Raw genomic sequence first — 26,210 nt, 5'->3', positions numbered from 1 at the left:
AGCCCTTATGCCGTCGCGGCGACGATGCCCCTTATCCTCCCCCTCCCTGGAAGGGAGGGGGATTATGCAAGGGAGATCAGTCCAGATTTGGCCGCAAATAGCGTTCCGCCGTGTCCAGATCGATGCCGCGCCGCGCCGCATAATCCTCCAACTGATCCCGCCCGACCCGCGCCACGCCGAAATATTCCGCCTGCGCATGGCCGAAATAGAAGCCGCTGACCGCCGCCGTCGGCAGCATCGCAAAACTTTCCGTGAGCGTCGCGCCGGTCGCATGATGCGCGTCGAGCATGTCGAACAGGATCGGCTTGAGACTATGTTCCGGGCAGGCGGGATAGCCGGGCGCCGGGCGGATGCCGCGATATTGCTCCTTGATCAGCGCTTCGTTGGTCAACTGTTCGCCCTCGGCATAACCCCACAGCGCCGTGCGGACATAATGATGCAGCCGCTCGGCAAAGGCTTCGGCCAGACGATCAGCCAGCGCCTTCAAAAGAATGTCCGAATAGTCATCGATCGCATTCTTGAAGCGCGCCAGATGCGGTTCGATGCCGTGGATCGACACGGCGAACCCGCCCATCCAGTCGCCGTCAGGACTGATGAAGTCGGCCAGGCACATATTGGCCCGCCCTTCCCGCTTCTGGATCTGCTGGCGCAGCATCGGCAGGGTGACATGCTTTTCATCCTCGACATGGACGATGATATCGTCGCCCTCGCGACGGCAGGGCCACAGGCCCGCCACACCGCGCGCGGTCAGCCATTTATCCTTGACGATCTTGTCCAGCATCGCCTGCGCGTCGGCGAACAGGCTGGACGCGCTTTCGCCCACCACCGCGTCGGTCAGGATCGCGGGATAATTGCCCGCCAGTTCCCACGCGCGGAAAAAGGGCGTCCAGTCGATATAGGGGACGAGATCGGCCAGATCCCAGTTCGGGAAGCGATGCACGCCGGGCAGGCGCGGCCGCGGCGCCTTGAGGCTCTCGTCGATCTCGAAGCTGTTGGCGCGGGCATCCTCGATGCTGACGAGCGCGCTTTGCCCCTTGTTCGCGCGGGCGACGCGGACATGCTCATAATCATCCTTGGTCTTGGCGACGAAGGCGTCCTTCTGCGTTTCGGACACCAGCGCGGTCGCCACGCCCACCGCGCGGCTGGCGTCCAGCACATGGACGACCGGGCCGGTAAAGGCCGGATCGATCCGCAGCGCTGTATGCACGCGCGATGTCGTCGCCCCGCCGATCAGCAGCGGCATCACCATGTTCGCGCGCTGCATTTCCTGCGCCACCGTCACCATCTCGTCCAGCGAGGGGGTGATGAGGCCGGACAGGCCGATCATGTCGGCGTCATGATCGTTCGCGGCCTTGAGGATGTCCTGCCACGGCACCATCACGCCCATGTCGACCACATCGAAGCCGTTGCACTGGAGCACGACGCCGACGATATTCTTGCCGATATCATGGACGTCGCCCTTGACCGTCGCCATGATGATCTTGCCCTTGCCCTTGGCGCCGGGTTCCTTGGCGGCCTCGATAAAGGGCAGAAGATGCGCGACTGCCTTCTTCATGACGCGGGCGGATTTGACCACCTGGGGCAGGAACATCTTGCCCGCGCCGAACAGGTCGCCGACCACGTTCATGCCGTCCATCAGCGGCCCTTCGATCACCTCGATCGGCTTGGCGGCGACGAGGCGGGCTTCTTCCGTATCCTCGACCACATACATGTCGATGCCCTTGACCAGCGCATGTTCCAGCCGCTTGGCGACCGGCCAGCCGCGCCATTCCTGCGCCGCCTTTTCGGTCGCCGCATCCTTGCCGCGATAGCTTTCGGCCAGCGTGACCAGCCGCTCCCCCGCGTCGGGATCGCTGTTCAGCAGCACGTCCTCGCACGCCTTGCATAGCGCCGGGTCGATCGTGTCATAGACGTCAAGCTGGCCCGCATTGACGATCGCCATGTCGAGGCCAGCGGGAATGGCGTGGTAGAGGAACACGCTGTGCATCGCCCGGCGCACCGGCTCGTTGCCACGGAAGGAAAAGGAGAAGTTCGACAGCCCGCCCGAAATATGGACATGCGGACAGCGCGCCTTGATCTCCCGGCACGCCTCGATGAAATCGACGCCGTAGTTGTTATGCTCCTCGATCCCCGTCGCCACGGCGAAAATATTGGGATCGAAGATGATGTCTTCGGGCGGAAAGCCGATCGTCATCAACAGCTTGTAGGCGCGCTCGCAAATCTCGACCTTGCGCTCTTTCGTGTCGGCCTGGCCCGTCTCGTCGAACGCCATGATGACCGCCGCCGCGCCATAGGCCATGCATTTGCGGGCATGGAACAGAAAGGCTTCCTCGCCCTCCTTCATGCTGATCGAATTGACGATCGGTTTGCCGCTGACGCATTTCAGACCCGCCTCGATCACATCCCATTTGGAAGAGTCGATCATCACCGGCACGCGGCTGATGTCCGGTTCCGACGTCATGAGCTTGAGGAAGGTCGTCATCGCCTCGACCGCGTCGAGCAGCCCCTCGTCCATGTTGACGTCGACGATCTGCGCGCCATTCTCCACCTGCTCGCGCGCGATGTCGATCGCGGCGGCATAGTCGCCCGCCATGATCAGCTTCTTGAATTTGGCAGAGCCGGTGACGTTGGTGCGTTCACCGATATTGACGAAGGTGGCGGTGGTTTTCTGGGTCATGTTTCAAAGGGTCCGTTCGCTTCGAGCGAAGTCGAGAAGCATTCGCGCCCGTGTCTCGACTACGCTCGACACGAACGGCGGTTGGGTTCAGGCGGCGATATGCATCGGCTCCAGCCCCGCAAGCCGCGTCACGACCTCCAGTTCCGGCACCAAGCGCGGCTTGTGCCCCTCCAGCGCCTTAGCCACCGCGCCGATATGCGCGGGCGTCGTGCCACAGCAGCCACCGACCATGTTGACCAGCCCCTCATCCACCCAGTCGCGGATCAGCCGCGCGGTGGTTTCGGGCAGTTCGTCATACTGCCCCAGTTCGTTGGGCAGCCCCGCATTGGGATAGGCCAGGATCAGCGTGTCGGCATTTTTCGACAGCTCTGCCAGATAGGGCCGCAGCAAATCCGCGCCGAACGCGCAATTCACGCCGATGGTCAGCGGCTTCAAATGCCGCAGCGAATACCAGAAGGCGTTGATCGTATGGCCAGACAGATTGCGGCCCGACATATCGGTGATGGTGAAGCTGAGCATCAGCGGCACGTCGCGCCCCGCAGCAGCCTCCGCTTCGCGCGCGGCCATGCCCGCCGCCTTGGCGTTCAGCGTATCGAAGCAGGTTTCGACCAGCAGGAAATCCACGCCCCCCGCGATCAGCGCCTCGCATTGTTCGCGATAATCGGCCTTGAGCGTGTCGTAATCGACTTCGCGATAGGCGGGATCGTTGACGTCCGGCGAGATCGACAGCGTCTTGTTCGTCGGCCCGATCGAACCGCACACGAAGCGCGGCTTGCCGTCCGCCGCCGTCGCCTTCTCGCACGCGCTGCGGGCCAGCTTGGCCGCCGCGATGTTGATGTCCCACACCAGATGTTCGCAGCCATAATCGGCCATGGCGATCTTGGTCGAGCTGAAGGTATTCGTCTCGATCATGTCCGCGCCGGCCGCCAGATAGGCGGCATGGATGCCCTCCACGATGTCCGGCCGGGTCAGGCACAGCAGGTCGTTATTGCCCTTCTGGTCCTTCGCCAGGTCGAGGTCGCCGCGATAGTCGGCCTCGGTCAGCCCATGTTTCTGGATCGACGTGCCATAGCCGCCGTCGAAGATCAGGATCTTGTCCGCCGCCAGGGCGCGCAATTGTGCTTCGGCGTTCATACTAAAAACTCCGTTCGGGCTGAGCGAAGTCGAAGCCCTTGTCTGAGCGGAGGCGAAGATACCTCCGTGCGGTCGGTGAAGCCCTTAGACAAGCTCAGGGCGAACGGAAAAGAATAGGTCACGCCATCTCTTCCGTGCTCGCCTTGGCCCTAAGCCCAAGCAGATGGCAGATCGCAAAGCTGAGTTCCGCCCGGTTGAGCGTATAGAAATGAAAGTCGCGCACGCCGCCGGCGTAAAGGCTGCGGCACAGTTCCGCCGCGATCGTCGCCGACACCAGTTGACGCGAGGCCGGATGATCGTCCAGCCCTTCAAAGAGCCGCGCCATCCAGCTAGGCACCTGCGTGTTGCACATGGCGGCCATCCGCTGCGTCGCGGCGAAATTGCTGACCGGCATGATGCCCGGCACGATGTCGGCCGTGATGCCCGCCGCCGCCGTCTTGTCGAGGAAACGGAAATAGGCTTCGGGCGAAAAGAAGAATTGCGTGATCGCGCGGGTCGCCCCGGCGTCCAGCTTGCGCTTCAGATTGTCGAGATCGCTCTGCGCGCTCGCGGCTTCGGGGTGCACCTCGGGATAGGCCGACACGGAAATCTCGAACGGATGCCGCTTCATCAGCCCTTCGACCAGCTCGGCCGCGCCCTTATACCCGTCCGGATGCGGCTCGAACGCGCCACCGACTTCCGGCGGATCGCCGCGCAACGCGACGATATGGCGCACGCCCGCCTCCCAATAGGCGTCGGCGATCTCGCCAATTTCATCCTTGCTCGCCGCTACGCAGGTCAAATGCGCGGCGGCGGCCAGCGGTGTTTCCTTGGCGATGCGGGCGACCGTATTATGGGTGCGCTCGCGGGTGGAGCCGCCCGCGCCATAGGTGACGGACACGAATTTCGGCCCCAGCGGCGCCAATGTCTCGATCGCGGACCAGAGCTGCGCTTCCATCTTCTCCGTCTTGGGCGGGAAGAATTCGAAGCTGACGCGCGCGTCGCCGGCCAGATCGGCATAGAGCGGTGCCACGGGATCATTCAGGGTCATGCGGAAATCCGTCCTTCGATGGGCAGCACCTGCGCGCTTGCGCGCCGTCCCAGCCACAATTGCACCGTCAATTCCTGGCCGGGCAATGTCTCCACCCGCTCCAGCGCCAGACCCGCCTGCGCGAACCAGCTTTCGATCTGTTCGTCGGAAAAGCCCAGCCGCGCATGCTGGTCGCGCAGCCGCAGCTCTTCCCGTTCATGCGCCGCGAAATCGGCGATCAGCACCCGGCCATTCTGCGCCGTCACGCGCGCGGCTTCGGCGATCACCAGTTCGGGTGCCTGCGCATAATGGAGCACCTGATGCAGCACCACCGTGTCGGCGCTGTCCGAATCCAGCGGCAGGGCGGAAAAATCGCCCAGCAGCAGCGCATATTTATCGCCCGCATCCTGCGGCAGTTTAGCACGGGCCAGTCGCAGCATGTCCGGGCTGCGATCGAGCGCGGTCACCTGCTGCGCAGCCTCGCCGAACAATGCGATCATCCGCCCGGTGCCGGTGCCGATATCGAGCAGATGACCGATCGGTTCGCGGCCCAGCAGCGCGGTCATCGCCGCCTCCACTTCGGCTTCGGCGACATGCAGCGATCGGATCGCGTCCCATTCCTCCGCATGTTCGGCAAAATAGCTTTCCGCCGCGCGCGCCCGGTCGGCCCGTACCGCCGCCAGCCGCGCCAGGTCCGCCGCCTGCCACAATATCTCGCCCTCCGACGGGTCGAGCCGATCGAACAGGGCCAGGAACGGGACCACCGACATAGCCTTGCCCAGCCGCAAAAACACCCAATTGCCTTCCTTGCGCCGCTCCACCAGCCCCGCTTCCGCCAGGATGCGCACATGGCGGGACACGCGCGGCTGGCTCTGCCCCACGACCTGCGCAATCTCGCCCACCGCCAGCTCCATCGCCCGCAGCAGATGGATGATGCGCAAGCGCGTCGGGTCGCCAAGTGCCCGGAAAATATCGAGTGCCGCGTGCATGGCAGCATCATATAAAGAAATCTTTATATACGTCAATGCGGTCGTTTGATCAGGCATTTTTCTAAGGATTTTTCGGCCAGGGAGCGGCAAAATGGCGCGCATCCGACCTTTCCCCCGCATGAATGGGATTGCCTTGCTGTGCCCAAAGCATTACGAATCGGCGCGCAGGCGCAATGGGGGGTGAGCTTTTCTCCGAGAGTGGTCTGCATTTTGTTTTTCTCAGAGAGGGGTTTGTGCCCATGACCAAGTCGATTGCTCTTTCGCTCGTTCTCGCCGCTTCGCTCGGCCTGGCTGCTTGCTCGGGCGGTGCCGAAAACGCCGCCAACAACGCCGCCAACTCGGCCGAGAACGCGTCGAACGCTGCCGACAACGCCATGAACGCCGCGCTGAACGCTGCCGACAATGCCGCGAACGCTGCGTCGAACGCGACCAACAACGTCGCGAACGCGATGTAATCAGGTCCCGTTCGGGTCTTGAATTGATGAAGGGGGTCGCACCGGCAACGGCGCGGCCCTTTTCTTTGGAGCGCCGTCCATGATCCGTATCCTCTTCTCCCTTGCGCTCGCATTCACGCTGGCCGCTTGCGGCTCCGGCTCGGAAGATGGCGTCGGCGGCGTGAGCGCTGGCGAGGCAAAGGCGCTCAATGAAGCGGCCGCCAGGCTCGATGCGCGGACCGGCGCGGCGCAGAGCGCCGATCCCGGCCTCAACCCCGCCGCTGTGGCGGCCGCGCGCGCGGACCGAAACCGCACGGCGCCCTCGCCGCCGCCCTGATAATCGACCCCAGACATGCGGAAAGAGCCGCCCCTCGCAGGACGGCCCTTCCCATTTTTTGCATGCGCAAGCGCGTTAGCAGTTGCGGTCGATCGCCCGGCCGGCCAGCGCACCCACGCCCGCCCCGATGATGGCGCCCGTGGTGCCGTCGCCGCGACGGCCGTAGCGGCCCGAACCCTTGCCGACTTCGTTACCGAGCAGGCCACCGGCGATCGCACCGATGATGGTGCCGCCCGTGCCATTGTCCCGGCAGCGATAGCCGCCGCGATAACCACCGCGATAGCTGTTGCGATAATAGCCGTCGCCGCGATAGCCGCGATTATATCCGCGATAATAGCGGTCGCCACGGTCGTAACCGCGATAGCCGCGGTCATACCCGCCGCGATAATAATCGCCACGGTCATAGCCGCGCGAATAATAATGATCGCGCGCCATCGCCGGGGTGGCCGTCACGGCCGCGAGGGAGGCAGCGCCCATCGCCAGAGCGGCTCCCATATTCACAAGAAATTGCATCTTCATGGCGTTGCTCCTCAATACCATCCTCTTGGGCGGTCGCATGAAAAACACGGGATTGCCCTTCGATTGACGTCTGTATGCATGAGTCGGCTTGAGCCAAGCCTGAATGGGGGTGACAGCCCCCGTTCAGATGGACACGGCCTGTCACAGCCCTGCTGCGTCCTGCCGGATTATGCCCTATGGCAGGCGCGATGCAGCGAATCCTGATCGTCCTTGCCCTTGCCGTCCTGCTGCTGCCGGCCCCGCACATGGGCAAACCGGAAACAGTGACGGCCGGGGCGCTGCTGGTGACGGCGCGCGCCTTGCCGCTCAGCAGCATCGATCCGACGCTCGATCATGTGGGCGCGCTTGCCTATCTCGGCGGCTGGGAGCTGAAAAGCGCCAATCCCGGCTTCGGCGGCCTGTCCTCCCTGCTGGTGTCACCGGCAGGCGATATGCTGGGTCTCAGCGATTCCGGCATATTGATGGGTTTCCACATCGGCCCCGGCGAAGGCGAAGGCCACCCCTTCATCGCCCCCTTGCCGATCCGTGCGCAGGATCGTCATCGCCCCTGGTGGGCCTGGGATTCGGAATCGATGACCCGTGATCCGGTCAGCGGCCGCTATTGGGTGGGCTTCGAACTGCAACAGGCGATCTGCCGCTATGCCCCCGGCTTCGCGCGGGTGGAGGCGTGCCGGACCTGGCCCGAAATCCTTGCCTGGCCCAAGACCGGGTCGGTCGAATCGCTCGCCCGCCTGCCCGACGGCCGCTTCCTGGCGATCGGCGAGATAGGGATGACGCCCGACGGACGGCACGACAGCCTGTTATTCGCCGGCGACCCCGCGGAAAGGGACACCCCCGCCCCCATCCACTTGCGCTACACCCCGCCGCGCGGTTATCGCCCGACTGATGCGGTCGCGCTGGACGCCCGCCACCTGCTGGTACTCAACCGCCGCCTGACGATGGAACAGCTTTTCACCGCCACCATCGCGATCGTGGACCTGCCTGAAAAGCTGGCGCCGGGCATGGACCTCAAGGCGCGCACCCTCGCCCGGCTGGCCCCGCCGCTGCTGGCCGATAATTTCGAAGGGATTGCCGTCAGCCAGGAAGGCGGCCGCCCGATCATCTGGATCGTCTCCGACGACAATCACGAATTTTTCCAGCGCACCCTGCTGCTGAAATTCGGGATGGATTAAGCGGCGCGAATTTGGTTCGAGCCGGTTCGCAGGCCGTGAATGTCGAGAACCGGCGCGCAGCCTACTTCAGCACGTGAGCACCGGCAGCGCAGAAAGTCGCGGCCTGCGGGCCGTGTCGAGCCAAAGTCCACGCAAAAAAGCGGCCCGGTGAGGGGCCGCTCCTTATGCCGAAACGAATCGCGGGAATCAGGCTGCGACGGCAGCCTTCTTCTTGACGATGTCGCGCTTCAGGCGACGGGCCTTCAGCGACAGCTTGTCGTCGCTGGTCTTGACCAGCCAGTTGTCCAGGCCGCCATTATGTTCGACCGAACGCAGACCATGGGTCGACACGCGCAGCTTGACGCTGGTTTCCAGGGTTTCGGAGATCAGCGACACGTTCTGCAGGTTCGGCAGGAACACGCGCTTGGTCTTGTTATTGGCGTGGGAAACATTGTGACCCACCTGGCGACCCTTGCCGGTCAGCTCGCAAATGCGCGACATAGTCAATCAACCTTTGAATTCGGGTTCGTTCGGAAAGCCGCGCCGATAAACAGATTCGCGGCCAGCGTCAACCACGCGCATGAATTTGGCCGTGCCGATCGTGGCGCTTGCGCAACCATTTTGCCCGACGCCGCGTTCTTCCCTGCAATCGGATAGAGGAGGAATTATGCGTTTCATCGGCGGACTGTTGCTGATCGCGCTTATCGTGGTCGGCGTCGGGATAGCAACCGGATTCATCGATCTGCAAAAGACCAGCGAGGGCCGCCTGCCCGAAATCGCGGTCAAGCAGGGCGCGCTACCCAAATATGAGGCGAACGTCGCCAAGGTGGAAGTCGGCACGCGCAACGAAACGGTCGAAGTGCCCACCGTCGCGGTCAAGAAGCCCTAGGCCGCTTTTGGCGCGCCTTTCGTAAAGCGCCGCGATCCTGTAACGGCGGGGCTTATGGCCCCGCCCTTCCCGCTTCCCGCCCCGATGCGCCGCGCACTCGACCTCGCCAGGCTGGCGCAGGCGGCGGGCGAAGTGCCGATCGGCGCAGTCGTGACGAAGGATGGCGCGATCATCGGCGAGGGCCAGAACCGCAACCGCCGCGACAATGATCCCACCGCCCATGCCGAAATCGTCGCCATGCGCGCGGCGGCGACCCATATGAACGACTTCCGCCTGACCGGCTGCGACCTGTGGGTCACGCTGGAGCCTTGCCCGATGTGCGCGGGCGCCATTTCGCACGCCCGCATCGCGCGGCTCTATTATGCGGTCGGTGATCCCAAGGGCGGCGCGATCGAGCAAGGGCCGCGCCTCTTCACCCAGCCGCAATGCCTGCATCGGCCGGACGTCTATGGCGGCCTGGCCGAAGCCGAAGCCTCAGCGCTGCTGCGGGACTTTTTTGCCGCCCGGCGCTGAACGTCCCGCCCCATAATCGATGCGATAGAGTTGATAGGGCAGGGTCATGCCCGACTTGAGCGTGACCGGCACCAGCCAGCGGAGAATCGTCCCACGCATCAACCCGGCATAGAAGCCGCTCGGACTGCGCGACTGGTAGATCGTGCCTTCGGGGAAATTGGGGCAGACCAGCAGATAGGTCGCATGATGCTTCGCCGCGATCGGGCGGAAAGCCTCGGCTGAGCCGTCATAGGCATGGTGCATATCCAGGATCGTCGCTCCGTTGCGATGATAGGGGCCGGCCAGCGCGCTATGATGGGTGGTCGCGATCAGCCGCGGCCCCAGATCGACCATGGTGAAGATCGTCGCGGGCGGCAGCTGGTTCAATATCTCCAGCGCCGGCAGGGTGCGGCAGCGCCCGTTCGCCTTCTTGATCGCCGCGGTGCGGGCGACGGCGGACGGACGCCATGGCTTGGGCTTCGTGCCTGTCGCTTCCTGATAGAATGTCACCACCTGCGGATAGAGCGGATAGGCGCAGGCGATGACCGCCAGCAGCGCCACCCCCGTTCCGGCCGCAATCTTCACCCGACGCGATCCCGTCAGGATCATGCCGATCAGCCGGTGCGCAGCCCAGGCAGCAGGCGGGATCGCCAGTAATTGCGCCGCCGGCCCGGCGCGTAGCTGCCAGAAGAGCAAGGCGGTGGAAAAAACCATCATCAGCCCCACCGTGGCCCAGGCCCAGAGCCGCTCGCCGTCGCGGCGCGATTCCCAAAGCGCCCAGACCAGGCCGATAAGGCCCGCCAGCGGGATCGCCAGCAACGGCACCACCATGCTCTGCGCCTGCGCCGTGATCGGCTTGGCCTCGCGGATATTGGCCAGCCACAGCCGCTCCAGCTCGGGCGAAATCTGATAGGGGGACAGGCATTGCGGCCAGTTGAGCCAGAAGAAGAGGCCAACCGCGCCGCCCACCACGGCACCCGCGGCCAGCCGCACCGCCCAGCCGCGCAACGGCGCCAAGGACAGCAGCACCATGCCCGCCGACGCCGCGCCGAACACCGCGACCCAGATCGGCGACAGCGCGTCGCAGACCATGGCGCGATTGGCGTAGCTGGCGAACAGCAGATAGCAGAGCGACGTCGCCCCGCCCAGGCTCAGCGCATAGGGCAGCATCCGCCGCTCCGCCCCCGGCCGGAACACCCAGCGCAGCGCTATAAGGCCACCGCCCGCCGCCAGATAGACGATCATCTCCATACCGATGGCGATCGACAGCGCGCTGCTGACCCCCGCCATCACCCCGCCCCGCAGCCTGTTGGTGTCGATGACGCCTGCCAGCATCGTCACCGCCAGCGCCAGTTGCCAGCCATGATGATCGATGCGCATCGGCGCATACATGCCCAGCCCCATCTGCGCGGCCAGCGGCGCCAGCACAGCGAGGAGCCAGCCGTTCGGCCCGGCCAGCCGCCGCCCGACAAACCCCAGGCTCAGCATCAGCAGCAGCAGCGGCAAGAGCGGCGCAATGCCGCAGGCCAGCCGGTCGGCCAGCCCCTGATCGACAAAGGCGCGGAAGAACAGGATCAGGCCCGCGATCGGGATATCGACCAGCCGCGACCAGTGGATATTCGCCCCGCCCGGCGGATCAAGCCGATATTGGCGCAGGTCATACCAGCCTTGGCCCGCCAGCCAATCCTTCACCTGCACATAGCGGATATTGTCATCGGTATCGCTCAGCACCAGCCAGTGGATGGCGGGCCAGCGGGTCGCGACCATTATAACCGCGATCACGATCCAGATCAGCACGGTCAGCCATTTCCAGTGCCGCTGGGCGTAAGCGGTCAGGATCGGCGCCCAATGCCGGGCGCGGGCATAGAGGGGATGGGCGCGCAGGGTTTGGACGCTAGGCAAGGTCATGCGCGTGGATTAGAGCGTCCGCCTCAAAGCGCAACGGGGCGAGCCATGAAATATCTGTCACGACTTTATGCAGAGCATGGCGCCCTGTTCTGGCAGATCGTCCGCTACGGCGTGACCGGCCTGTTCGTCACCGCCTGCCAGGCCGCGATCTACTGGACCCTGGCAGCGCTGGCCGGCTTCCATCCGCAGGTCGCCAATTTCATCGGCTATCTCGCCGCCGTCGCCATCGGCTATGTCAGCCACAGCCTCTTCACCTTTCGCGGCCATGGCGGCGAAGCGAACCACGCGGCGCGCGGCGTGAAGTTCGTGACGGTGTCGCTGATCAGCTATGCGCTGAACGCTCTGTGGGTCTTCCTGTGCGTCACTTACATGAGCTGGCCCGAATGGTCGCCTATACCGGCGATGATCTTCGTGACGCCTGCGGTGATGTTCGGGCTGAACCGGCAGTGGGTGTTCAAATAAGGGAAGACAGCGTTCCCTGGCGCGAACCCAGTCCTACCGCCAGAGATAACCGCGGCCATCGGACTGGGCTCCCGCCTCCGCGGGAGCACATGCTACGCAGCAATGACCGCCACCCTCGTCCATCCGAGCCGTAATCAAAGAGTCGTCATAATATTCGCGTCGGACAGGCAGTGAATGTGTCGCCTAACAAACCGTGTTCCCGCGCAGGCGGGAACACGGAACTGGCGCTATTAATCTTCACGTAAAGTGGGAATCACTTTGCACCGTCGCAGAACCTGCCCCGCAAAAATCAATGTACGAAGCGCGCCACCACGTCGCGATAGGAGCGGCTGACCTTCACCTGCGCGCCGCTTTCCAGCACCAGGAAACATTCGCCATTGGTGTGCGGCTTCACCTGCCGCACCTGCGACAAATTCACGATGGTCGAACGATGCACCCGCTGGAAATTGCGCGGGTCGAGCCGCTTTTCCAGATCCTTCATCGTCTCGCGCAGGATCAGCGAGTTATCGGCGGTATAGATGCACATATAGTCGCCCGCCGCATCGATCCGCTCGATCGAATCGACGTCGACCCGGAAAATCTGGCCGCGATCCTTGATGTTGATGAGCTTTTCGAACCGGTTGGACGCGGGTGCGTCGTCGTCGGCGGCGAAATCGGTCATCGCCTGGGGCGCAACCTCGGCCAGCACTTCGCGCAGCTTCTCGATCTCCTGCACCTGCCGCTTTTCGGTGAGCCGCTGGCGCACCCGGTCGAGCGCATCGGCCAGACGGCCTTCGTCCACCGGCTTCATCAGATAATCGACCGCCTGCGCCTCGAATGCGCGGATCGCATGGTCGCTATAGGCCGTGCAGAAGATGACCAGCGGCGGTTCGACTTCCATCAAACCCTGGACGACGGAAAAGCCGTCGAAACCGGGCATCTGGATATCAAGGAACACAAGGTCAGGTTTATGCGTCTTGATCGCGCGAATAGCTTCGCGGCCGTTGGTGCAGGTTTCGATAATGTCGACATCCTCATGCGCTTGCAGACGTAGCTGAAGCCCTTGAATGGCCAGGCTTTCGTCATCGACGAGGATTGTTCTGATGGTCATGCGGCCACTTTCGATGTTTCATCCATGTTAAGCGGAATTTCGATGATGACCGAAAATCCGCCCGGCGTGGAACGCGTTTCGAAGCTCTGTCGTTCCCCGAAGGCCTGAATTAACCGGTCCCGGATGTTCGGCAGGCCGATCCCGGTCCCCTCGCTCATGGGGATGTGCGGCCTCATTCCGCTTTCGTTCAATCCCGGTCCGCTGTCCGATACGACGATCCGGACATTATCCCCGGCAGGCTGCGCGCTGACGGCAATTTCGGCCCCCTCCTCCTTGGGCGTCACCGCATATTTGATTGCATTTTCAACCAGCGGTTGCAGCAGCAATGACGGCAGCCGCGCCTGCGCCACCGTCGGATCGATGGTGAAGGACGGGCGCAACCGCTCCTCGAACCGCATCTTCTCGATCTCCAGATAGAGTTTCAGCGTCTCGATCTCCTGCTCGATCGTCACCTGCGCCGTCGGCTCGTTAATCAGCGTGTAGCGCAGGAAGGAGGAGAGCCGCGACAGCATCGCATTGGCCCGGTCGGTCTGCTTGAGCAGAACCAGCGTCGATATGGAGTTGAGCGTATTGAACAGGAAATGCGGATTGAGCTGGTAACGCAGCATCGCCAGTTGCGCATTGGCCGCCTGATTTTCCAGCCGCAGCAACTGGTCCGCCTGCTCCTCCACCGTCAGGTAGAAATTGATCGCATAATAGAGCGCCGACCAGGCGCCCAGCAGCGTCATCGACAGGTAGAAGGCGCCCAGGAAAAGCTGCAACCCCGCCGTCTCGCTACCCCGGTTCTGCGTCGAAAAGACCCAGGCGTCGATGAAGGCGACCAGCGCCGCGGCGCTGACCACGGTCACGATCGACACGCCCCAGGTCACGATCGGTCGGCGCTTCAACAGGAAACGGAACATCACCGCGATCAGCAGCGTCACCGAATAGCCCGAGACGGTGGAAATCAGCACCGGCACCAGGCTGGACAGCGGTTGGCCATTGGCGATGGTGGACGAGCCGCGCAGCAGGAACGCGCCGGCCCATCCGAGCGACTGCAGGTTCCAGAAGGCGCGGTTCTTGTCAGCGAAAAAGGGCTGAGGCTTGATGCGGGGCACGGTCACGGACATTGCGTGCAGGCTTAAGCGATTTGGGCCGCCGGTCAAAGCCGGTTTCGGCGAGCCCGGTTGCGGAAGGGCGGGGATCAGGCCGCTGCGGCCGGCTCTTCGGTCATCGGCGTCACCTCGTCGGTGCATAGCCAGACCAGGTCCGACAGCTCCAGGGTGCGGCCGTCATGCGCCAATATGCCGATCGGGCGGATCGGCTGGCCGTCGCGCTTGTCCGCCAGCACCTGGCACGCCGGTGTGCCGCAGCCCCATCGCTCGCCCCACTGGCGCAGCGCGATCATCGCGGGGGCCAGCCCCTGCCCCTTTTCGGTCAGCCGATATTCGACCTTGCGCCGGTCGCACTGCATCGGCTGGCGCACCAATATGCCGTTCTCGACCAGCCGGGACAGCCGGTTGGCCAGGATGTTGCGGGCGATGCCCAGCGTCGACTGAAACTCCTCGAAATGGCGGATGCCCGACAATGCGCCGCGCAGGATGAGAAAGGACCAGCGCTCCCCCATCATCTCCAGCGCGCTGGGCAGCGCACATTGTTCCAGATCCTGGGCCAGATTATGTTTCATATATCATCACGCATAGCGCAAAGCCGCAGGCGTTGCAAAATCGCCGCCTTATTCGTGCAAGATGGGATTTTTTTGTTGCACGACAAGGGTCTTCCAACACAATCGGGAAACGATGCTACGCCAGTATGAACTTGTCGAACGGGTAAAGCGCTACGATCCGGATGCGGACGAAGCGATGATCAACCGCGCCTATGTCTTTTCGGTCCAGAAACATGGCTCGCAAAAGCGTGCCAGCGGCGATCCCTATTTCAGCCACCCGATCGAGGTGGCGGGCATATTGACCGACTTCAACCTCGACGACCAGACGATCGTGACCGCGCTGCTGCACGACACGATCGAGGATACGCTGGTCACCTATGAGGAAATAGAGGGCGCCTTCGGCAAGGATGTCGCCCGCATGGTCGATGGCGTGACAAAGCTGTCGAAGATCGAGGCGATGAGCGAAAATGAGCGGGCCGCGGAAAATCTCCGCAAGTTCCTGCTCGCCATGTCGGACGATATCCGCGTGCTGCTGGTCAAGCTCGCCGACCGGCTGCACAATATGCGCACGCTGCACTTCATCAAAAATCCCGACAAGCGCCGCCGCATCGCGCGCGAGACGATGGACATCTACGCGCCGCTGGCCGAGCGGATCGGCATGTACGACTTCATGCGCGAGATGCAGTTGCTCGCCTTCCGCGAGATCGAGCCGGAAGCCTATGCCAGCATCACCAGGCGGCTGGAGCAGCTCAAGGAAGGCGGCCATGACAAGGTCGACCGGATCGGCGCGGAACTGCAACTGCTGCTCAGCGGCAAGGGCATGTCGGTCAGCGTGTCGGGCCGCGAAAAACATCCCTTCTCCATCTGGAAGAAGATGCAGGAACGGCATATCAGCTTCGAACAGCTGACCGACGTCATGGCCTTCCGCGTCATCACCGAAAGCCATGAGGATTGCTACCGCGCGCTGGGCATCATCCACCAGACGTTCAAGATGGTGCCGGGGCGGTTCAAGGATTATATCTCCACCCCCAAGCGCAACGGCTACCAGTCGCTGCACACCACCGTCATCCATCAGGACAATGCCCGGATCGAGGTGCAGATTCGCAGTCGCGACATGCACAATGACGCGGAACTCGGTCTCGCCGCGCACTGGGCCTATAAACAGAAGGGCGACGCCGCCGATCATCACGCCGCCTGGCTGCGCGACCTCGTCGAGATACTGGAGCAGAGCCACGACGCCGACGAACTGCTCGAACATACCCGCATGGCGATGTATCAGGACCGCATCTTCGCCTTCTCGCCCAAGGGCGAACTGCACCAGATGCCCAAGGGATCGACCCCGGTCGACTTCGCCTATGCCGTCCACACCTCGCTCGGCAACCAGACCGTCGGCGCGAAGGTCAATGGCCGCGTCGTACCGTTGCGCACCAGCCTCGAAAATGGCGATCAGGTCGAAATCCTGAAATCCGAAGGGCAGGAGCCGCAACCTGGCTGGCTCACCTTCGCCATCACCGGCAAGGCGCGCGCCGCAATCCGCCGCTATATCCGCCAGAAGCAGCGCGGCGAGGAAATCCAGCTCGGCGAGAAGCTTTATGAGGAAATCGTCGGTCGCTTCTCCCCCGACCTGGCAAAAGAGCTGGGCGACAAGGCGCTGACCGCCGCGCTCAAGCGGCTGAAGCTGGACGATCGCGCGTCGCTGATGGTCGCGATCGCCACCCATCGCCTGCTCGATTCCGAAGTGATGGAGGCGCTGATGCCCGGCTCCACCAGCGCGCAGGGCATGGAGGAGGCGCATCCCCGCCAGCACGAACCCGTCTCGATCCGCGGCCTGACGCCGGGCATCGCCTATAATCTGGGCGATTGCTGCCATCCCGTCCCCGGCGATCGCATCGTCGGCGTGCGCCGCACCGGGGAACCGATCGAAGTCCATACCATCGACTGCCGGTCGCTGGAGGTGGAGCAGGACGACGACTGGATCGACCTGGCCTGGGACGGCAAGTCGAAGGGCGGCACCGCCCGCCTGTCCGTCATCGTCAAGAACCAGCCCGGCGCGCTGGCCGCCGTCGCCAACGTCTTCGGCGCGACCAAGGCGAATATTTTGAACCTGCAACTGGTAAACCGCGAAGGCCCCTTCCACACCGACATCATCGACCTGGAAGTGGCGGACGCGCAGCATCTGAACCGGATCTTGTCGGCGTTGCGGGCAATCGACGTCGTGGTGCAGGCGGATCGGGTTTAGGAGGACCGGTGACGGGGGCACGGCCCACCCATCAGGGGGCCAATCGCCTGTCCCGAACTAGCCATCGTCAAGCCCTTTGCGCATCGCCTGCGAGAACTGCATCTACGGCATTTGCAGCCTGGAAAGATGGGCTTTGACCGCCGCATAGGCCGCCCGCGCCTTTATCAAGGCGTCGAAATGCAACCGTTGCCACGTCGAGCCGATCGCCACGGCTCCATCGACGATCCGCCGATTGCCGCGCCACAGCCGATGACAATGGCTTGCGTCGCGTGGCACGCAAGTGTCGAAAGACAGGTCGGGCCGGCGGCTGATCCCCTCGCTGATTTCCCGCATCAAAAGCTGGCCGGGGGCATAGGCGCGATAGTCTTCATTGAAGCTCATCTTGAACCCATGGCCCCAGGTCGCGGATTCAAACCAGCACGACATGGCGATCACGCGGCCACCGGCCGACAGGCTGCTCAGTCGCGCGCTGCCATTGGCGTGGCCGCGCGCGATGACGGTGCGAAACAGAGCCTCCGTGGCCGCACTGCTGCCGAGCGCGCTGCCCACGCGGCCCTTCCAGCCGGATGCCTCCATCGCCAGGAAAGCGTCGATCCAAGGCGTGCATGGCGCAACCGGATCGAGCATCGTCACCGTAACGGCCCCATGATCGCTCTCCAGCCGCCGCGACAGGCTGCGCAGCCGGCTTTGCGTCTTGGCGTCGCTGCGCGCCTCGGCCTCGTCGCCGGCGCGATGTGCCGGGCGCTCGACGCACTGGATGGCGTGGACCGCACGCCCTTCCCGCTTGCAATGGTCGAACAACGCGATGCTGATCGGATCATCTGCGTCGAATTTCTCGAAATGCAGCAATATTGCGCGACCAGCGCACGTATCGAGAAAGGCGAGCAAGCGTTCCCAGAAAATATCGGCGGATTGCGCCGCCACCAATGGCGTACCCAGAAACTGGTTGGTTGCCGACCAGCTGTGCCAGATGCGGGCAGGCCAGCGCCCGAATCGCCATTCGGCCATCAGCGGCATCACGCCCAGCCACGGTCCATGTTCATGGCTGACGACCGCCAGCAGCGCCTCATGGCCATCGTCGGATTGGCACAGCGCGGCTTCCATGAACCAGTCCTGCGCAAAGATGTTGGCATCCCCGGCCTGTGCGGACAGCGCCGCCCAGCATGCCCGATCATGCGCCGTCAGGTCGGCGTGACGCATCAGGCGAACGGTTGGCCGGCCGGCGCCCGCCACCGGCCATTCATGGCGATTGCCCGCACGAAATACGCTGGCGGGGGATAGACGGCTCATAACAGCCGGGCCTTGCGGGCGACACGGCAACCGAGCGAACGCCATTTCGGCGCCTTTGGCCATGCGGGCATGTCCCCGGCCGGTAATCCGCAGCGGCGCAATAGCGGATTGATCTGCATGGCGGCCCCAACCGACTGGCTCCATGCGCTCTGCCAGGTTATCGACAGCGAAATGGTCGGCTCCGCGCCTGCCTTCACCCAATGCGGCGACGCATAAGGAATGAAGAGCGCATCGCCGGGACGCAGCGGGTGGATATTCGCCTCCGCCTCATAGGCATCGTTCCAGGGCAACATATTGTCGCCAGCGCCATAATAGGCTTCATGCCGGTCGAGCGGCAGCCAGGGCGGCATGGGTTGATAGGTCGCGAACTGCTTGTCGCCCGCAATCTGGAACAGGATATTATATTCACAGTCGAAATGAAATGGCGTCAGAGTGCCGGGCGATGAAATGAAGATAAACCCTCTGACCGTCAGGCCCGGACCGGTCGCTGGAAAGATCACGGGCCCGATCTCGCCCATCACCCTGTCCAACAAGTCCCGATAGGCCGGCAATTGCTCGACGAAGCGGAGCATGACCCAGTTGCCGCTCGTCTTGATGGCGCGAATGACGCTTGCGGCATCGGCGTCGTCCGATCGATCCATCGCGAAATCGCCGCCATGGGGAGCGTTCGCAATCCGGCGCTCGACATATTCCGGTGGCAGGTCGAGCGCCGCTTGCGCCAGCGCCTCGATGGACAGGAGCGGTTGATCCATGAGGCTGTGCCGGAGCATCGCTGGCGACAGCGGATAGGCACTCGCGAACGGGCCTAGACTGGACGAGGCGAGGAAGGACATGGCGGCAATTCTTCAGCGACGACGGAGCGATCGCCTCAGCATTGCCCAAGAAGGTTGAAAATCCAGTTAAATAGCCCGCGGCTACCTGGCGCCAGGCTCGACCAGAACTGACTATCCATGGACCACCCAATCGACGCCCAAGGCTTCCCGAAGCAAAATCTTCGTGCCCGGACAGGATGGCCTTGTAGCCGGATGGTCGGGAATACTCGTCGGTCGATCTATCTCACCTCATGCCGACCGGCAAAAGCCGAAGGACAGCCATAGCCATCCCGCCCCGACGGCACTTCCGAAACCGGCCCACGCGGCCCCTTCCAAAATAGGATTTTCTCTGGTCTATCCTCATGGATGCGCCACCCCTTCGCCCTCCGCACCGCACACGCTTGCGGGCCACGCACGGAGCCTCCTGCGCAATGCGGCGCGTCGGCGGCGCGTCCTTATGACCCGGTCGTGACCCGGCAGGCGCGCCGGGCTTACCCCTCTGTGGCTTCTCTGTGGCTTCGCGGGAGCTTTACAGTTGCATCGCCTCCTATTTTTCCACATTTTGCGTCGGCGGACCGCGACAACGGTGTGAACTTCGGCGGTGGCGCGCTGCTGTGACTTCCGGCCCGTGCCCCGCGCCTCCTGCGCACCCGCCCCGCGCCAGTTTCCGCGTGACATCGCTGCCCCGACTCTGTAAAGGTGCCCGCAGCGAACCCTTCGGGGTTCACCGTCCGAGACAGTTGGTGAAGGGATCTGCCCTTCTTAATCTCCAGCCGAGACGGGGAAAAGTTCTTTGCCGGACGGGCGCTATGCCCGATTCGGGTCTGCCTGTTCCTTTGATGGATGCGGGCCAGTCGATCTCTCCCCTCGGACTTAGTGCCCCATGCCTCCGGCGTGGGTTTAGTCGTTCGTCCGTGCAAGCGGTCGGACATGAAGTGGAGTAATGGCATGGATCGTAATCAGAAAGCTGAGGTCGTTTCCGCGCTGAACGCAGAGCTGGCAGAAGTTGGCGTGGTCGTCGTGACCCGCAACCTCGGCATGACCGTCGCCCAGTCGACTGTCCTGCGCCAGAAGATGCGCGACGCAGGAGCCACCTACAAGGTTACGAAGAACCGCCTCGCCCGTATCGCCCTTGATGGCACCGCCTACGGCCCGCTCAGCGACCTGCTGACCGGCCCCGTCGGCCTCGCCACCTCGGCCGACCCGGTCGCAGCCGCCAAGGTTGCGATCGATTTCGCCAAGACCAACGACAAGCTTGAGATCGTTGGCGGCGCGATGGGCGAAGTGCTGCTCGATGCGGAGGGCGTCAAGGCCCTGGCATCGATGCCGTCGCTGGATGAACTGCGTGCAAAGCTGATCGGCCTCATCGTCGCTCCGGCTACCAAGCTCGCAACCGTCACCCAGGCACCGGCTGCGCAGCTCGCGCGAGTCTTCAACGCCTATGCGGAGAAGGAAGCGGCCTGAGCCGTTCCCGACCCGATTTTTTGACCCTCATCTGACGGGGCGCAGCGCCCCAAATAAGGAAATTGACAAATGGCAGACATCAACGCTCTGGTCGACCAGCTTTCGGCCCTCACCGTCCTCGAAGCCGCCGAGCTGTCGAAGGCTCTGGAAGAAAAGTGGGGCGTTAGCGCCGCTGCTGCCGTCGCCGTCGCTGGCCCGGCTGCCGCCGCCGCCGCTCCGGCCGCTGAAGAGCAGACCGAATTCGACGTGATCCTGACCGGCGACGGTGGCAAGAAGATCAACGTCATCAAGGAAGTCCGCGCCATCACCGGCCTGGGCCTGACCGAAGCCAAGTCGCTGGTGGAATCCGCGCCGAAGGCCGTCAAGGAAGGCGTCAGCAAGGACGAGGCCGAGAAGGTCAAGAAGCAGCTGGAAGAAGCCGGCGCGACCGTCGAACTCAAGTAATCGGTGCGCCCCGCGACATGCGGGGCACATTGGCCCGGCTCTGGCCGGCGAATATAGGGCGGCGCCGTTACGGTTGCCGCCTTTTTCGTGGACGACGGCAAGCCGGCGGCAAGCGCCACAAAAGCCCGGCTTCTGCCATTGGTGGATCGGCGGCGTCCATCACCGGTCCGGAGAATAATGCGCTGCGCCGACCGCTTCATTGCGGACAGGACAGAAGCTCGCCGAACCCACCGGAACAAGGCGGCTTCATCCCAATCGGCCGCCCCATCCAGACCCTATCCAGCGTCGCGAACCTGAACTCCTGGCCGCGCGCCGAATTGCGCCAGATACTCCTGTTCCCCGGTCGGGCGCGCCAGGTGATAGCCCTGGAACAGGGTGCAGCCGATAACGCGCAGCACGTCCATCTGGGCTTCGCTTTCGATCCCCTCGACCACCACTTCCATGCCCAGCCCCTGGATCAGCCCGACGACGGCAGAGCAGATGGTGCGGGCTTCGGCGGAGGTGGCGATGTCGCGGACCAGGCTGCGGTCGATCTTGACCCGGTCGACCGGCAGCTCCTTCAGCCGCGACAGGTTGGAATAGCCGGTGCCGAAATCGTCGATGGCGATACGCACGCCATCGCGGCGCAGCGCGCGCAATTGCTCCAGCACGCGCGGGTCCATCTCCATCGCCAGAGATTCGGTGATCTCCAGCTCCAGCATGGCGGGCGGGGTGCCGTGGGTGGCGATGGCGTGGCGCAGGCGCAGGAAGAAGTCGGCCTGCGCCAGTTCGCGGGTGGAGATATTGACCGCGATCCGCTGATGCACGCCCGTCTGCGCCCAGCGGGCCGCGGTCTGGCACACGCGGCTCATCACCCAGTCGCCCAGCGCGACGATCGCGCCGCTTTCCTCCGCCACCGGCACGAAGGCGCCGGGCATGACGAGCGCGCGCTCGGGATGCGCCCAGCGCACCAGCGCTTCGGCCGAGACTGCGTGGCCGCTGGCGACATCGATCTGCGGCTGGAACTCGAGCAGGAATTCCTCCCGCTCCAGCCCGCGCAGCAGGTCGCGCTCCAGCTCGGCGCGATCCTCCGCCTCCAGCGCCAGCGCGTCGGTGTAGATTTCCGCCCGGCCGCGCCCCTGATGCTTGGCGTGATACATGGCGATGTCGGCGGCCCGCAAAAGATCGGCCAGCGTCGCGCCATGGTCGGGATAACAGGCGATGCCGATCGACGCACCCAGGTCGACATGCTGGCTGCCCAGGTCGAACCGTTCGCCCAGTGCGAACTGGATGGCGCGCGCGATCCGCTGCGCCGCCGCCGGACCGGACAGATGGGGGAAGAACATCGTGAATTCGTCGCCGGCGAGGCGGCCGATGACGGCATCGCCGCCGCCCGTAGTGACCTGCGCCATCACGACTTCGCGCAGGCGACCTGCAACGCGCGCCAGCAACTGGTCGCCGGCCGCATGGCCCAATGTGTCGTTGACTGCCTTGAACCCGTCGAGATCGATGAAGAAGAGGGTGGCGAGGCCATTGTCGTCGCGCTCCGCCAGCAGCCGTTCGACCTGGCGGCAGAAGCTGGTGCGGTTGGCGAGGCCGGTGATCTGGTCGAACAGCGCCAGCGCCTGGACATGGTCGAGATTGGTGCGGACCTGGCTGAACAGGCTTTCCATCGCGACCGACAGGTCGGGCAGCTCGTGCCCGATCTCGCGGGCGACACCCGAATGGAGGTCGCCATGGGCGGCGGACAGCAGCCGGTCGGTGGCGGCGTCGATGGCGGTTGCGGTGGTGGCGATGGTGCGCCGGGCGGACGCCCAGCTCATCGTGCCGCACAATATGGCGATGATCAGCGAACGGCCGATCTGGATCAGGTCATCTTCCTGGCCCGGCGTATAGCCCAGCACCAGCGACAGGATGAACACCAGCGCCCCCGCGGCGCAGGCGAAGGCGGCAGCGCGGCTTTTCAACGTCACGCCCTGCATGTGCCTCCCAGCCCGATACCGGTCCCGCAGGACCCCCGATCAGCCGGATATGAAGGACAGTGGTTAAGAAAGGGTCAGCAAAGCGTCCGAAAATCGTCACTTTTTGCGGCGCAATATCAAATAGAGCGCGCCGTCTCCGCCATGGCGCGGATGGGCGACGCGCACGCTGGCGATGCGATCGGCATAGGGGCTGGTTTCGAGCCAATGACCGATTTCACCGCGGATCGCGCCGCGACGTCCCGCCCCGCCTCCATTTCCGTTTGCTGCCGCGCTTTTGGGCGGCTTGCCGGTGACGACCAGCAACACCCGCGCATCGCGCGACAGGGCGGCGGCGATCGCCTGGTTAATGCGGGCATGGGCGGTCGACAGGGTGTGGCCATGCAGGTCGATGCTGGTGTCGGGGCTGATAGTACCGCTACGGATTCGCCGCTCCCAGCCGGTGTCGAGCACCGCTGCGGGCGTCCGTGCAGGCGGTGCGGCAATGATCCGCGCCGGTGGTGGCGTTAACCTTGTCTTGACCGACGGCTCGATCGGCAGCGGCGCCATGGTCGGACTGGCGGCGGCCCGCGCACTCGGTCGGATCGGCCGCACGGTGCGGGCCAGCGCCGACCAGAGCGCTTCTTCCTCGCTGGACAGGCGGCGCCGGGCCATGGCGCGGATCAGGGGCGAACGAGGCGCGCCGCCGAGCCGATCGGCAGCAGCACCAGCGCGCTGCCCCGCGCCGACATGCCGCCGGCAATGCCCCGCGCCCGTGCGCCTGCGCCCCAGAAACTGTCGAAGCGGTTGGCGCCCTTGATCGCGCCGCCGGTATCCTGCGCGATCCACACGCCTGCCGGTTCGGCCCGGTCGAGCGAGAGCAGCACCGGTGCGCCCAGCGGAATGAATTTGGGGTCGGCCGCCACCGTCGCTTCCGCCGTCACCGGCACGCCGAGCGCGCCGATCGGCCCGGCCCCGGTCAGTTCGCGGAAGAAGACGAAGCTCTTATTCTCGTTCATGATAGCCGCGCCTTCGGCCGGATGGGCGCGCAGATATTGCATGATGTCCTGCATCGACCCGGCCTGGATCAGGCCGCGATCCTTCATCAGCTTGCCGATGCCCTTATAGTCGCGACCATTCTGCCCGTCATAGCCGATGCGCATGACGCCGCCGTCGGGCAGGTTCAGCCGGCCGCTGCCCTGCACCTGGAGGAAAAAGAATTCCACCGGATCGGCGGCCCAGGCCAGTTCCAGCCCGCGCCCGGCGAGCGCGCCGGACACGATCTGGCTGCGATCGTCATAAGGGACGAACTTGCTGCCGCTCACCTTGCCCCGGATCGTGCGCCCTTTCAGGCTGTCGCTGAACTGGCCGAGATCGACGTCGATCAGGTCCGTCGGGCGACGGTAGATCGGCACTTCATAGCCGGGCTGGCGGGCGCGCGATCCGGCGATTTCCGGCTCATAATAGCCGGTAACGAAGGCCGCGCCGTCGCCCACCTGCACCGCTTCGAAATAGCGGGCAAAAAATTCGGCGGCCGATGCTTCGGGCCAGCTTGATGCGGCGGCGCAGCTATTGTTCCAGTCGGCGCCGCGCGTCAGGCCGCTGGCGTCGGTGCGCTTCATCAGTGTCGGGCAAGAGATGCGGAATGCCTGGAGCGCGAGGCGGGCGCGTTCACCCGATGGGATGAGGCTGGCTATATCCGGGCCACGGGTCACGCCCAGACCTGCCGCCATACCCTTGTCGAGCGCAGGATCGGCCGGCAATTCGACCGGCAGGGTCGGGCGCGGTGTAGCCGGAACGGGACGGGTTGCGCCCTCGCCGGACGGAACTGGACGCGAAGGGGCGGGACCGCCGGCAGATGGCGGGATCATGCCGCCCGCGCAGGCAGACAGCATCAGCGCCGCAAGCAGCGCCGCCCCCGACTGACGCGCGATCATGCCGCTTCGTCGGTTTCGCTAAGCTTCCAATTGGGGTCCGCGCTGCGGATGTCGCGGGTGAAGGTCCACACATCCTTGGTGCCGACCGCATCGGTCATCGACCCCGCGACGACGTTGCCATCCTTGTCGCGGGTGACGGCGGCGATGTCCGCCTCGAACCGCAGTGCGACTTCGGCGATGCGGCCATTGAGCGACGCCTCGACGATCTGCGCCTTTTCGATCCGCACCAGGCGGTTGTCGAGCACATGGCCATCGGCTTCGCGCGCAGCGATCGCGTCCTCGAAGGAGGCGCGGACGTCATCGTCGCACAGCCAGACCAGTTCGTCGCGGTCGCCGCGCCAGAAGGCTTCCAGCACCATCTTGTAAGCGCTCTTGGCGCCGTCCACGAACTGCGGAACATCGAAGCTGCGGTCGGCGGCGATCAGCGCGCGGACGCCATTTTCCGCGCCGGCGCCGATCAGTCCTTCGGCCAGACGGACCGAATCGCCGCCATTCTGCGCGACCGGACCGGGTTGCAGCACCGTCACCTTGGCGCGTTCGTCGGCCGGGCGCAGGGCAGGCTCCTGCTCGTGGCCCGTACGCTTGCCGAGCACCGAATAGAGCCGCAGCGCCAGAAAACCGGCGATCATGGCGAGGATGACGATCACATACACGGAAGGCTATACCCTTTTGTGTGGGACAATGTTCCGGCCAACATAGGCATGTTTGCACGCAACTTCAAATAGGCGCTTGGGCTGGTCTTTCCCGGCGTCCCGCCATTGCCCTGATCCAACGCCCCTGCTAAGCGCGCGGGTCATCATTGTCCGGGGGCCTTGGTGCCGCCGCCAACAGCGAAAGTCTAGGGAAGAGCATGGCCGACGAAACGGATCACATCACGACGAATCTGGGCAATGGCGCCGACACCGCGCCGCAGATCGCGCTGATCAGCCAATATGTGAAGGATCTGTCGTTCGAAAATCCGAACGCGCCGGCCGTCTACCAGTGGCAGGACCAGCCGCAGATCGACGTGCAGTTCAACATCGGCGCCGAACGGGTCGCCGACGAAGTGCTGGAAATCGCGCTGAAGATCGAAGTGAAGGCGATCGCGCCGCAAGGCACCGCCTTTGCCGTCGAACTGCTCTACGCGGCCATTTTCGGTATGCGCAACGTGCCAGAAGACCAGATCCAGCCCTTCATGCTGGCCGAAGCGCCGCGCCTGATCTTCCCCTTCGCCAGGCGGGTGCTGGCTGACGCGATCCGCGACGGCGGCTTCCCGCCGCTGCTGCTCGACCCGATCGATTTCGGCGCGCTGTATCTGCAGCAGGCCGAGCAGATGGAAGTGACGACGGGCGAACCGGCCGGTCACGCCTGA

General features: G+C 64.3%; 26 protein-coding genes. 10 read left to right on the top strand and 16 right to left on the bottom strand.

What is annotated here, in order from left to right:
- Positions 1-76: 76 nt before the first annotated feature.
- From metH to K9B33_RS10795, 4 genes are all read right to left on the bottom strand, one after another.
- Positions 77-2,677, bottom strand: coding sequence for a methionine synthase (metH, locus tag K9B33_RS10810; RefSeq protein ID WP_224548683.1), 2,601 nt, complete (start codon positions 2,675-2,677; stop codon positions 77-79).
- Positions 2,678-2,764: 87 nt separating this feature from the next.
- Positions 2,765-3,811 (bottom strand): homocysteine S-methyltransferase family protein, encoded by a 1,047-nt coding sequence (locus K9B33_RS10805; RefSeq protein WP_224548681.1) that lies wholly within the window; start codon positions 3,809-3,811, stop codon positions 2,765-2,767.
- A 118-nt stretch (positions 3,812-3,929) separates the two neighbouring features.
- Positions 3,930-4,841, bottom strand: coding sequence for a methylenetetrahydrofolate reductase (gene metF / locus K9B33_RS10800; RefSeq protein ID WP_224548680.1), 912 nt, complete (start codon positions 4,839-4,841; stop codon positions 3,930-3,932).
- Positions 4,838-5,809, bottom strand: coding sequence for an ArsR/SmtB family transcription factor (locus K9B33_RS10795; protein ID WP_224548679.1), 972 nt, complete (start codon positions 5,807-5,809; stop codon positions 4,838-4,840). The genes metF and K9B33_RS10795 overlap by 4 nt, the downstream gene beginning before the upstream one ends.
- 239 nt (positions 5,810-6,048) lie before the next feature.
- Here K9B33_RS10795 and K9B33_RS10790 point away from each other — a divergent pair, with 239 nt between their 5' ends.
- A complete protein-coding gene (locus K9B33_RS10790) occupies positions 6,049-6,264 on the top strand; it encodes a circumsporozoite protein (RefSeq protein WP_119747887.1) in 216 nt (71 codons plus the stop codon).
- 79 nt (positions 6,265-6,343) lie between these two features.
- Positions 6,344-6,580, top strand: coding sequence for a hypothetical protein (locus tag K9B33_RS10785; protein ID WP_224548678.1), 237 nt, complete (start codon positions 6,344-6,346; stop codon positions 6,578-6,580).
- A gap of 75 nt (positions 6,581-6,655) precedes the next feature.
- On the opposite strand, the gene K9B33_RS10780 is transcribed toward K9B33_RS10785, so the two are convergent.
- Entirely contained in the window at positions 6,656-7,099 is a 444-nt protein-coding gene (locus K9B33_RS10780; RefSeq protein WP_224548677.1) for a glycine zipper 2TM domain-containing protein, read from the bottom strand.
- Between the two features lie 188 nt (positions 7,100-7,287).
- Between K9B33_RS10780 and K9B33_RS10775 the strand changes: the two genes are divergently transcribed.
- A complete protein-coding gene (locus K9B33_RS10775; protein ID WP_224548782.1) occupies positions 7,288-8,271 on the top strand; it encodes an esterase-like activity of phytase family protein in 984 nt (327 codons plus the stop codon).
- Between the two features lie 186 nt (positions 8,272-8,457).
- Here the strand turns inward: K9B33_RS10775 and rpmB are convergent, their stop codons facing one another.
- A complete protein-coding gene (gene rpmB / locus K9B33_RS10770) occupies positions 8,458-8,751 on the bottom strand; it encodes a 50S ribosomal protein L28 (RefSeq protein WP_066604556.1) in 294 nt (97 codons plus the stop codon).
- A 166-nt stretch (positions 8,752-8,917) separates the two neighbouring features.
- On the opposite strand from rpmB, the gene K9B33_RS10765 reads away from it, so the two are divergent.
- Both K9B33_RS10765 and K9B33_RS10760 read left to right on the top strand, forming a co-directional pair.
- On the top strand, positions 8,918-9,139 hold the full coding sequence (locus K9B33_RS10765) for a hypothetical protein (RefSeq protein WP_224548676.1): 222 nt from the start codon (positions 8,918-8,920) through the stop codon (positions 9,137-9,139).
- 54 nt (positions 9,140-9,193) lie between these two features.
- Complete coding sequence (locus K9B33_RS10760; protein ID WP_224548675.1) at positions 9,194-9,652, top strand: nucleoside deaminase; 459 nt, start codon at positions 9,194-9,196, stop codon at positions 9,650-9,652.
- Here K9B33_RS10760 and K9B33_RS10755 read toward each other — a convergent pair.
- Positions 9,614-11,539 carry a hypothetical protein gene (locus K9B33_RS10755; RefSeq protein WP_224548674.1) on the bottom strand — a complete coding sequence of 642 codons (1,926 nt, stop codon included), beginning with the start codon at positions 11,537-11,539 and terminating at the stop codon, positions 9,614-9,616. The two genes, K9B33_RS10760 and K9B33_RS10755, sit on opposite strands and share 39 nt — an antisense overlap.
- Before the next feature lie 45 nt (positions 11,540-11,584).
- On the opposite strand from K9B33_RS10755, the gene K9B33_RS10750 reads away from it, so the two are divergent.
- Positions 11,585-12,001, top strand: coding sequence for a GtrA family protein (locus tag K9B33_RS10750; RefSeq protein ID WP_224548673.1), 417 nt, complete (start codon positions 11,585-11,587; stop codon positions 11,999-12,001).
- Positions 12,002-12,290: 289 nt separating this feature from the next.
- Here the strand turns inward: K9B33_RS10750 and K9B33_RS10745 are convergent, their stop codons facing one another.
- From K9B33_RS10745 to K9B33_RS10735, 3 genes are all read right to left on the bottom strand, one after another.
- Positions 12,291-13,091, bottom strand: a complete 801-nt coding sequence (locus K9B33_RS10745; protein ID WP_224548671.1) for a LytR/AlgR family response regulator transcription factor — start codon at positions 13,089-13,091, stop codon at positions 12,291-12,293.
- Complete coding sequence (locus K9B33_RS10740; RefSeq protein WP_411974004.1) at positions 13,088-14,194, bottom strand: sensor histidine kinase; 1,107 nt, start codon at positions 14,192-14,194, stop codon at positions 13,088-13,090. Before K9B33_RS10740 ends, K9B33_RS10745 begins: the two co-directional genes overlap by 4 nt.
- Positions 14,195-14,274: 80 nt before the next feature.
- Positions 14,275-14,757 (bottom strand): winged helix-turn-helix transcriptional regulator, encoded by a 483-nt coding sequence (locus K9B33_RS10735; RefSeq protein WP_224548667.1) that lies wholly within the window; start codon positions 14,755-14,757, stop codon positions 14,275-14,277.
- A gap of 112 nt (positions 14,758-14,869) precedes the next feature.
- Between K9B33_RS10735 and K9B33_RS10730 the strand changes: the two genes are divergently transcribed.
- Positions 14,870-16,975, top strand: a complete 2,106-nt coding sequence (locus tag K9B33_RS10730) for a RelA/SpoT family protein (protein WP_224548665.1) — start codon at positions 14,870-14,872, stop codon at positions 16,973-16,975.
- Positions 16,976-17,077: 102 nt separating this feature from the next.
- Here the strand turns inward: K9B33_RS10730 and K9B33_RS10725 are convergent, their stop codons facing one another.
- Both K9B33_RS10725 and K9B33_RS10720 read right to left on the bottom strand, forming a co-directional pair.
- Positions 17,078-18,265 (bottom strand): GNAT family N-acetyltransferase, encoded by a 1,188-nt coding sequence (locus K9B33_RS10725; RefSeq protein WP_224548664.1) that lies wholly within the window; start codon positions 18,263-18,265, stop codon positions 17,078-17,080.
- Positions 18,262-19,017 (bottom strand): cupin-like domain-containing protein, encoded by a 756-nt coding sequence (locus tag K9B33_RS10720; RefSeq protein WP_224548662.1) that lies wholly within the window; start codon positions 19,015-19,017, stop codon positions 18,262-18,264. Before K9B33_RS10720 ends, K9B33_RS10725 begins: the two co-directional genes overlap by 4 nt.
- A gap of 1,008 nt (positions 19,018-20,025) precedes the next feature.
- Here K9B33_RS10720 and rplJ point away from each other — a divergent pair.
- The gene (rplJ, locus tag K9B33_RS10715) at positions 20,026-20,541 is read left to right on the top strand and encodes a 50S ribosomal protein L10 (RefSeq protein WP_224548660.1); all 516 of its coding nucleotides are present in this window, start codon (positions 20,026-20,028) and stop codon (positions 20,539-20,541) included.
- Positions 20,542-20,610: 69 nt separating this feature from the next.
- Positions 20,611-20,985, top strand: coding sequence for a 50S ribosomal protein L7/L12 (rplL, locus tag K9B33_RS10710; protein ID WP_224548658.1), 375 nt, complete (start codon positions 20,611-20,613; stop codon positions 20,983-20,985).
- Positions 20,986-21,260: 275 nt separating this feature from the next.
- Here rplL and K9B33_RS10705 read toward each other — a convergent pair whose 3' ends face one another.
- The 4 genes from K9B33_RS10705 to K9B33_RS10690 form a co-directional block, all read right to left on the bottom strand.
- Positions 21,261-22,946, bottom strand: a complete 1,686-nt coding sequence (locus tag K9B33_RS10705; RefSeq protein ID WP_224548656.1) for a putative bifunctional diguanylate cyclase/phosphodiesterase — start codon at positions 22,944-22,946, stop codon at positions 21,261-21,263.
- Positions 22,947-23,042: 96 nt separating this feature from the next.
- Complete coding sequence (locus tag K9B33_RS10700) at positions 23,043-23,597, bottom strand: Smr/MutS family protein (RefSeq protein ID WP_224548654.1); 555 nt, start codon at positions 23,595-23,597, stop codon at positions 23,043-23,045.
- An 8-nt stretch (positions 23,598-23,605) separates the two neighbouring features.
- Entirely contained in the window at positions 23,606-24,859 is a 1,254-nt protein-coding gene (locus K9B33_RS10695; RefSeq protein ID WP_224548652.1) for a murein transglycosylase A, read from the bottom strand.
- Positions 24,856-25,512: a Tim44/TimA family putative adaptor protein gene (locus tag K9B33_RS10690; protein WP_224548650.1), complete on the bottom strand. Its 657-nt coding sequence runs from the start codon at positions 25,510-25,512 to the stop codon at positions 24,856-24,858. Before K9B33_RS10690 ends, K9B33_RS10695 begins: the two co-directional genes overlap by 4 nt.
- A 197-nt stretch (positions 25,513-25,709) precedes the next feature.
- Here K9B33_RS10690 and secB point away from each other — a divergent pair, with 197 nt between their 5' ends.
- Positions 25,710-26,210 (top strand): protein-export chaperone SecB, encoded by a 501-nt coding sequence (gene secB / locus K9B33_RS10685; RefSeq protein WP_224548648.1) that lies wholly within the window; start codon positions 25,710-25,712, stop codon positions 26,208-26,210.

The sequence above is a fragment of the Sphingobium sp. 3R8 genome (assembly GCF_020166615.1).
In the GTDB taxonomy this organism is placed as follows: Bacteria; Pseudomonadota; Alphaproteobacteria; order Sphingomonadales; family Sphingomonadaceae; genus Sphingobium; species Sphingobium bisphenolicum.
The sequence above is the reverse complement of the archived record's forward strand: the minus strand, read 5'-3'. Positions and strand labels throughout refer to the sequence as shown.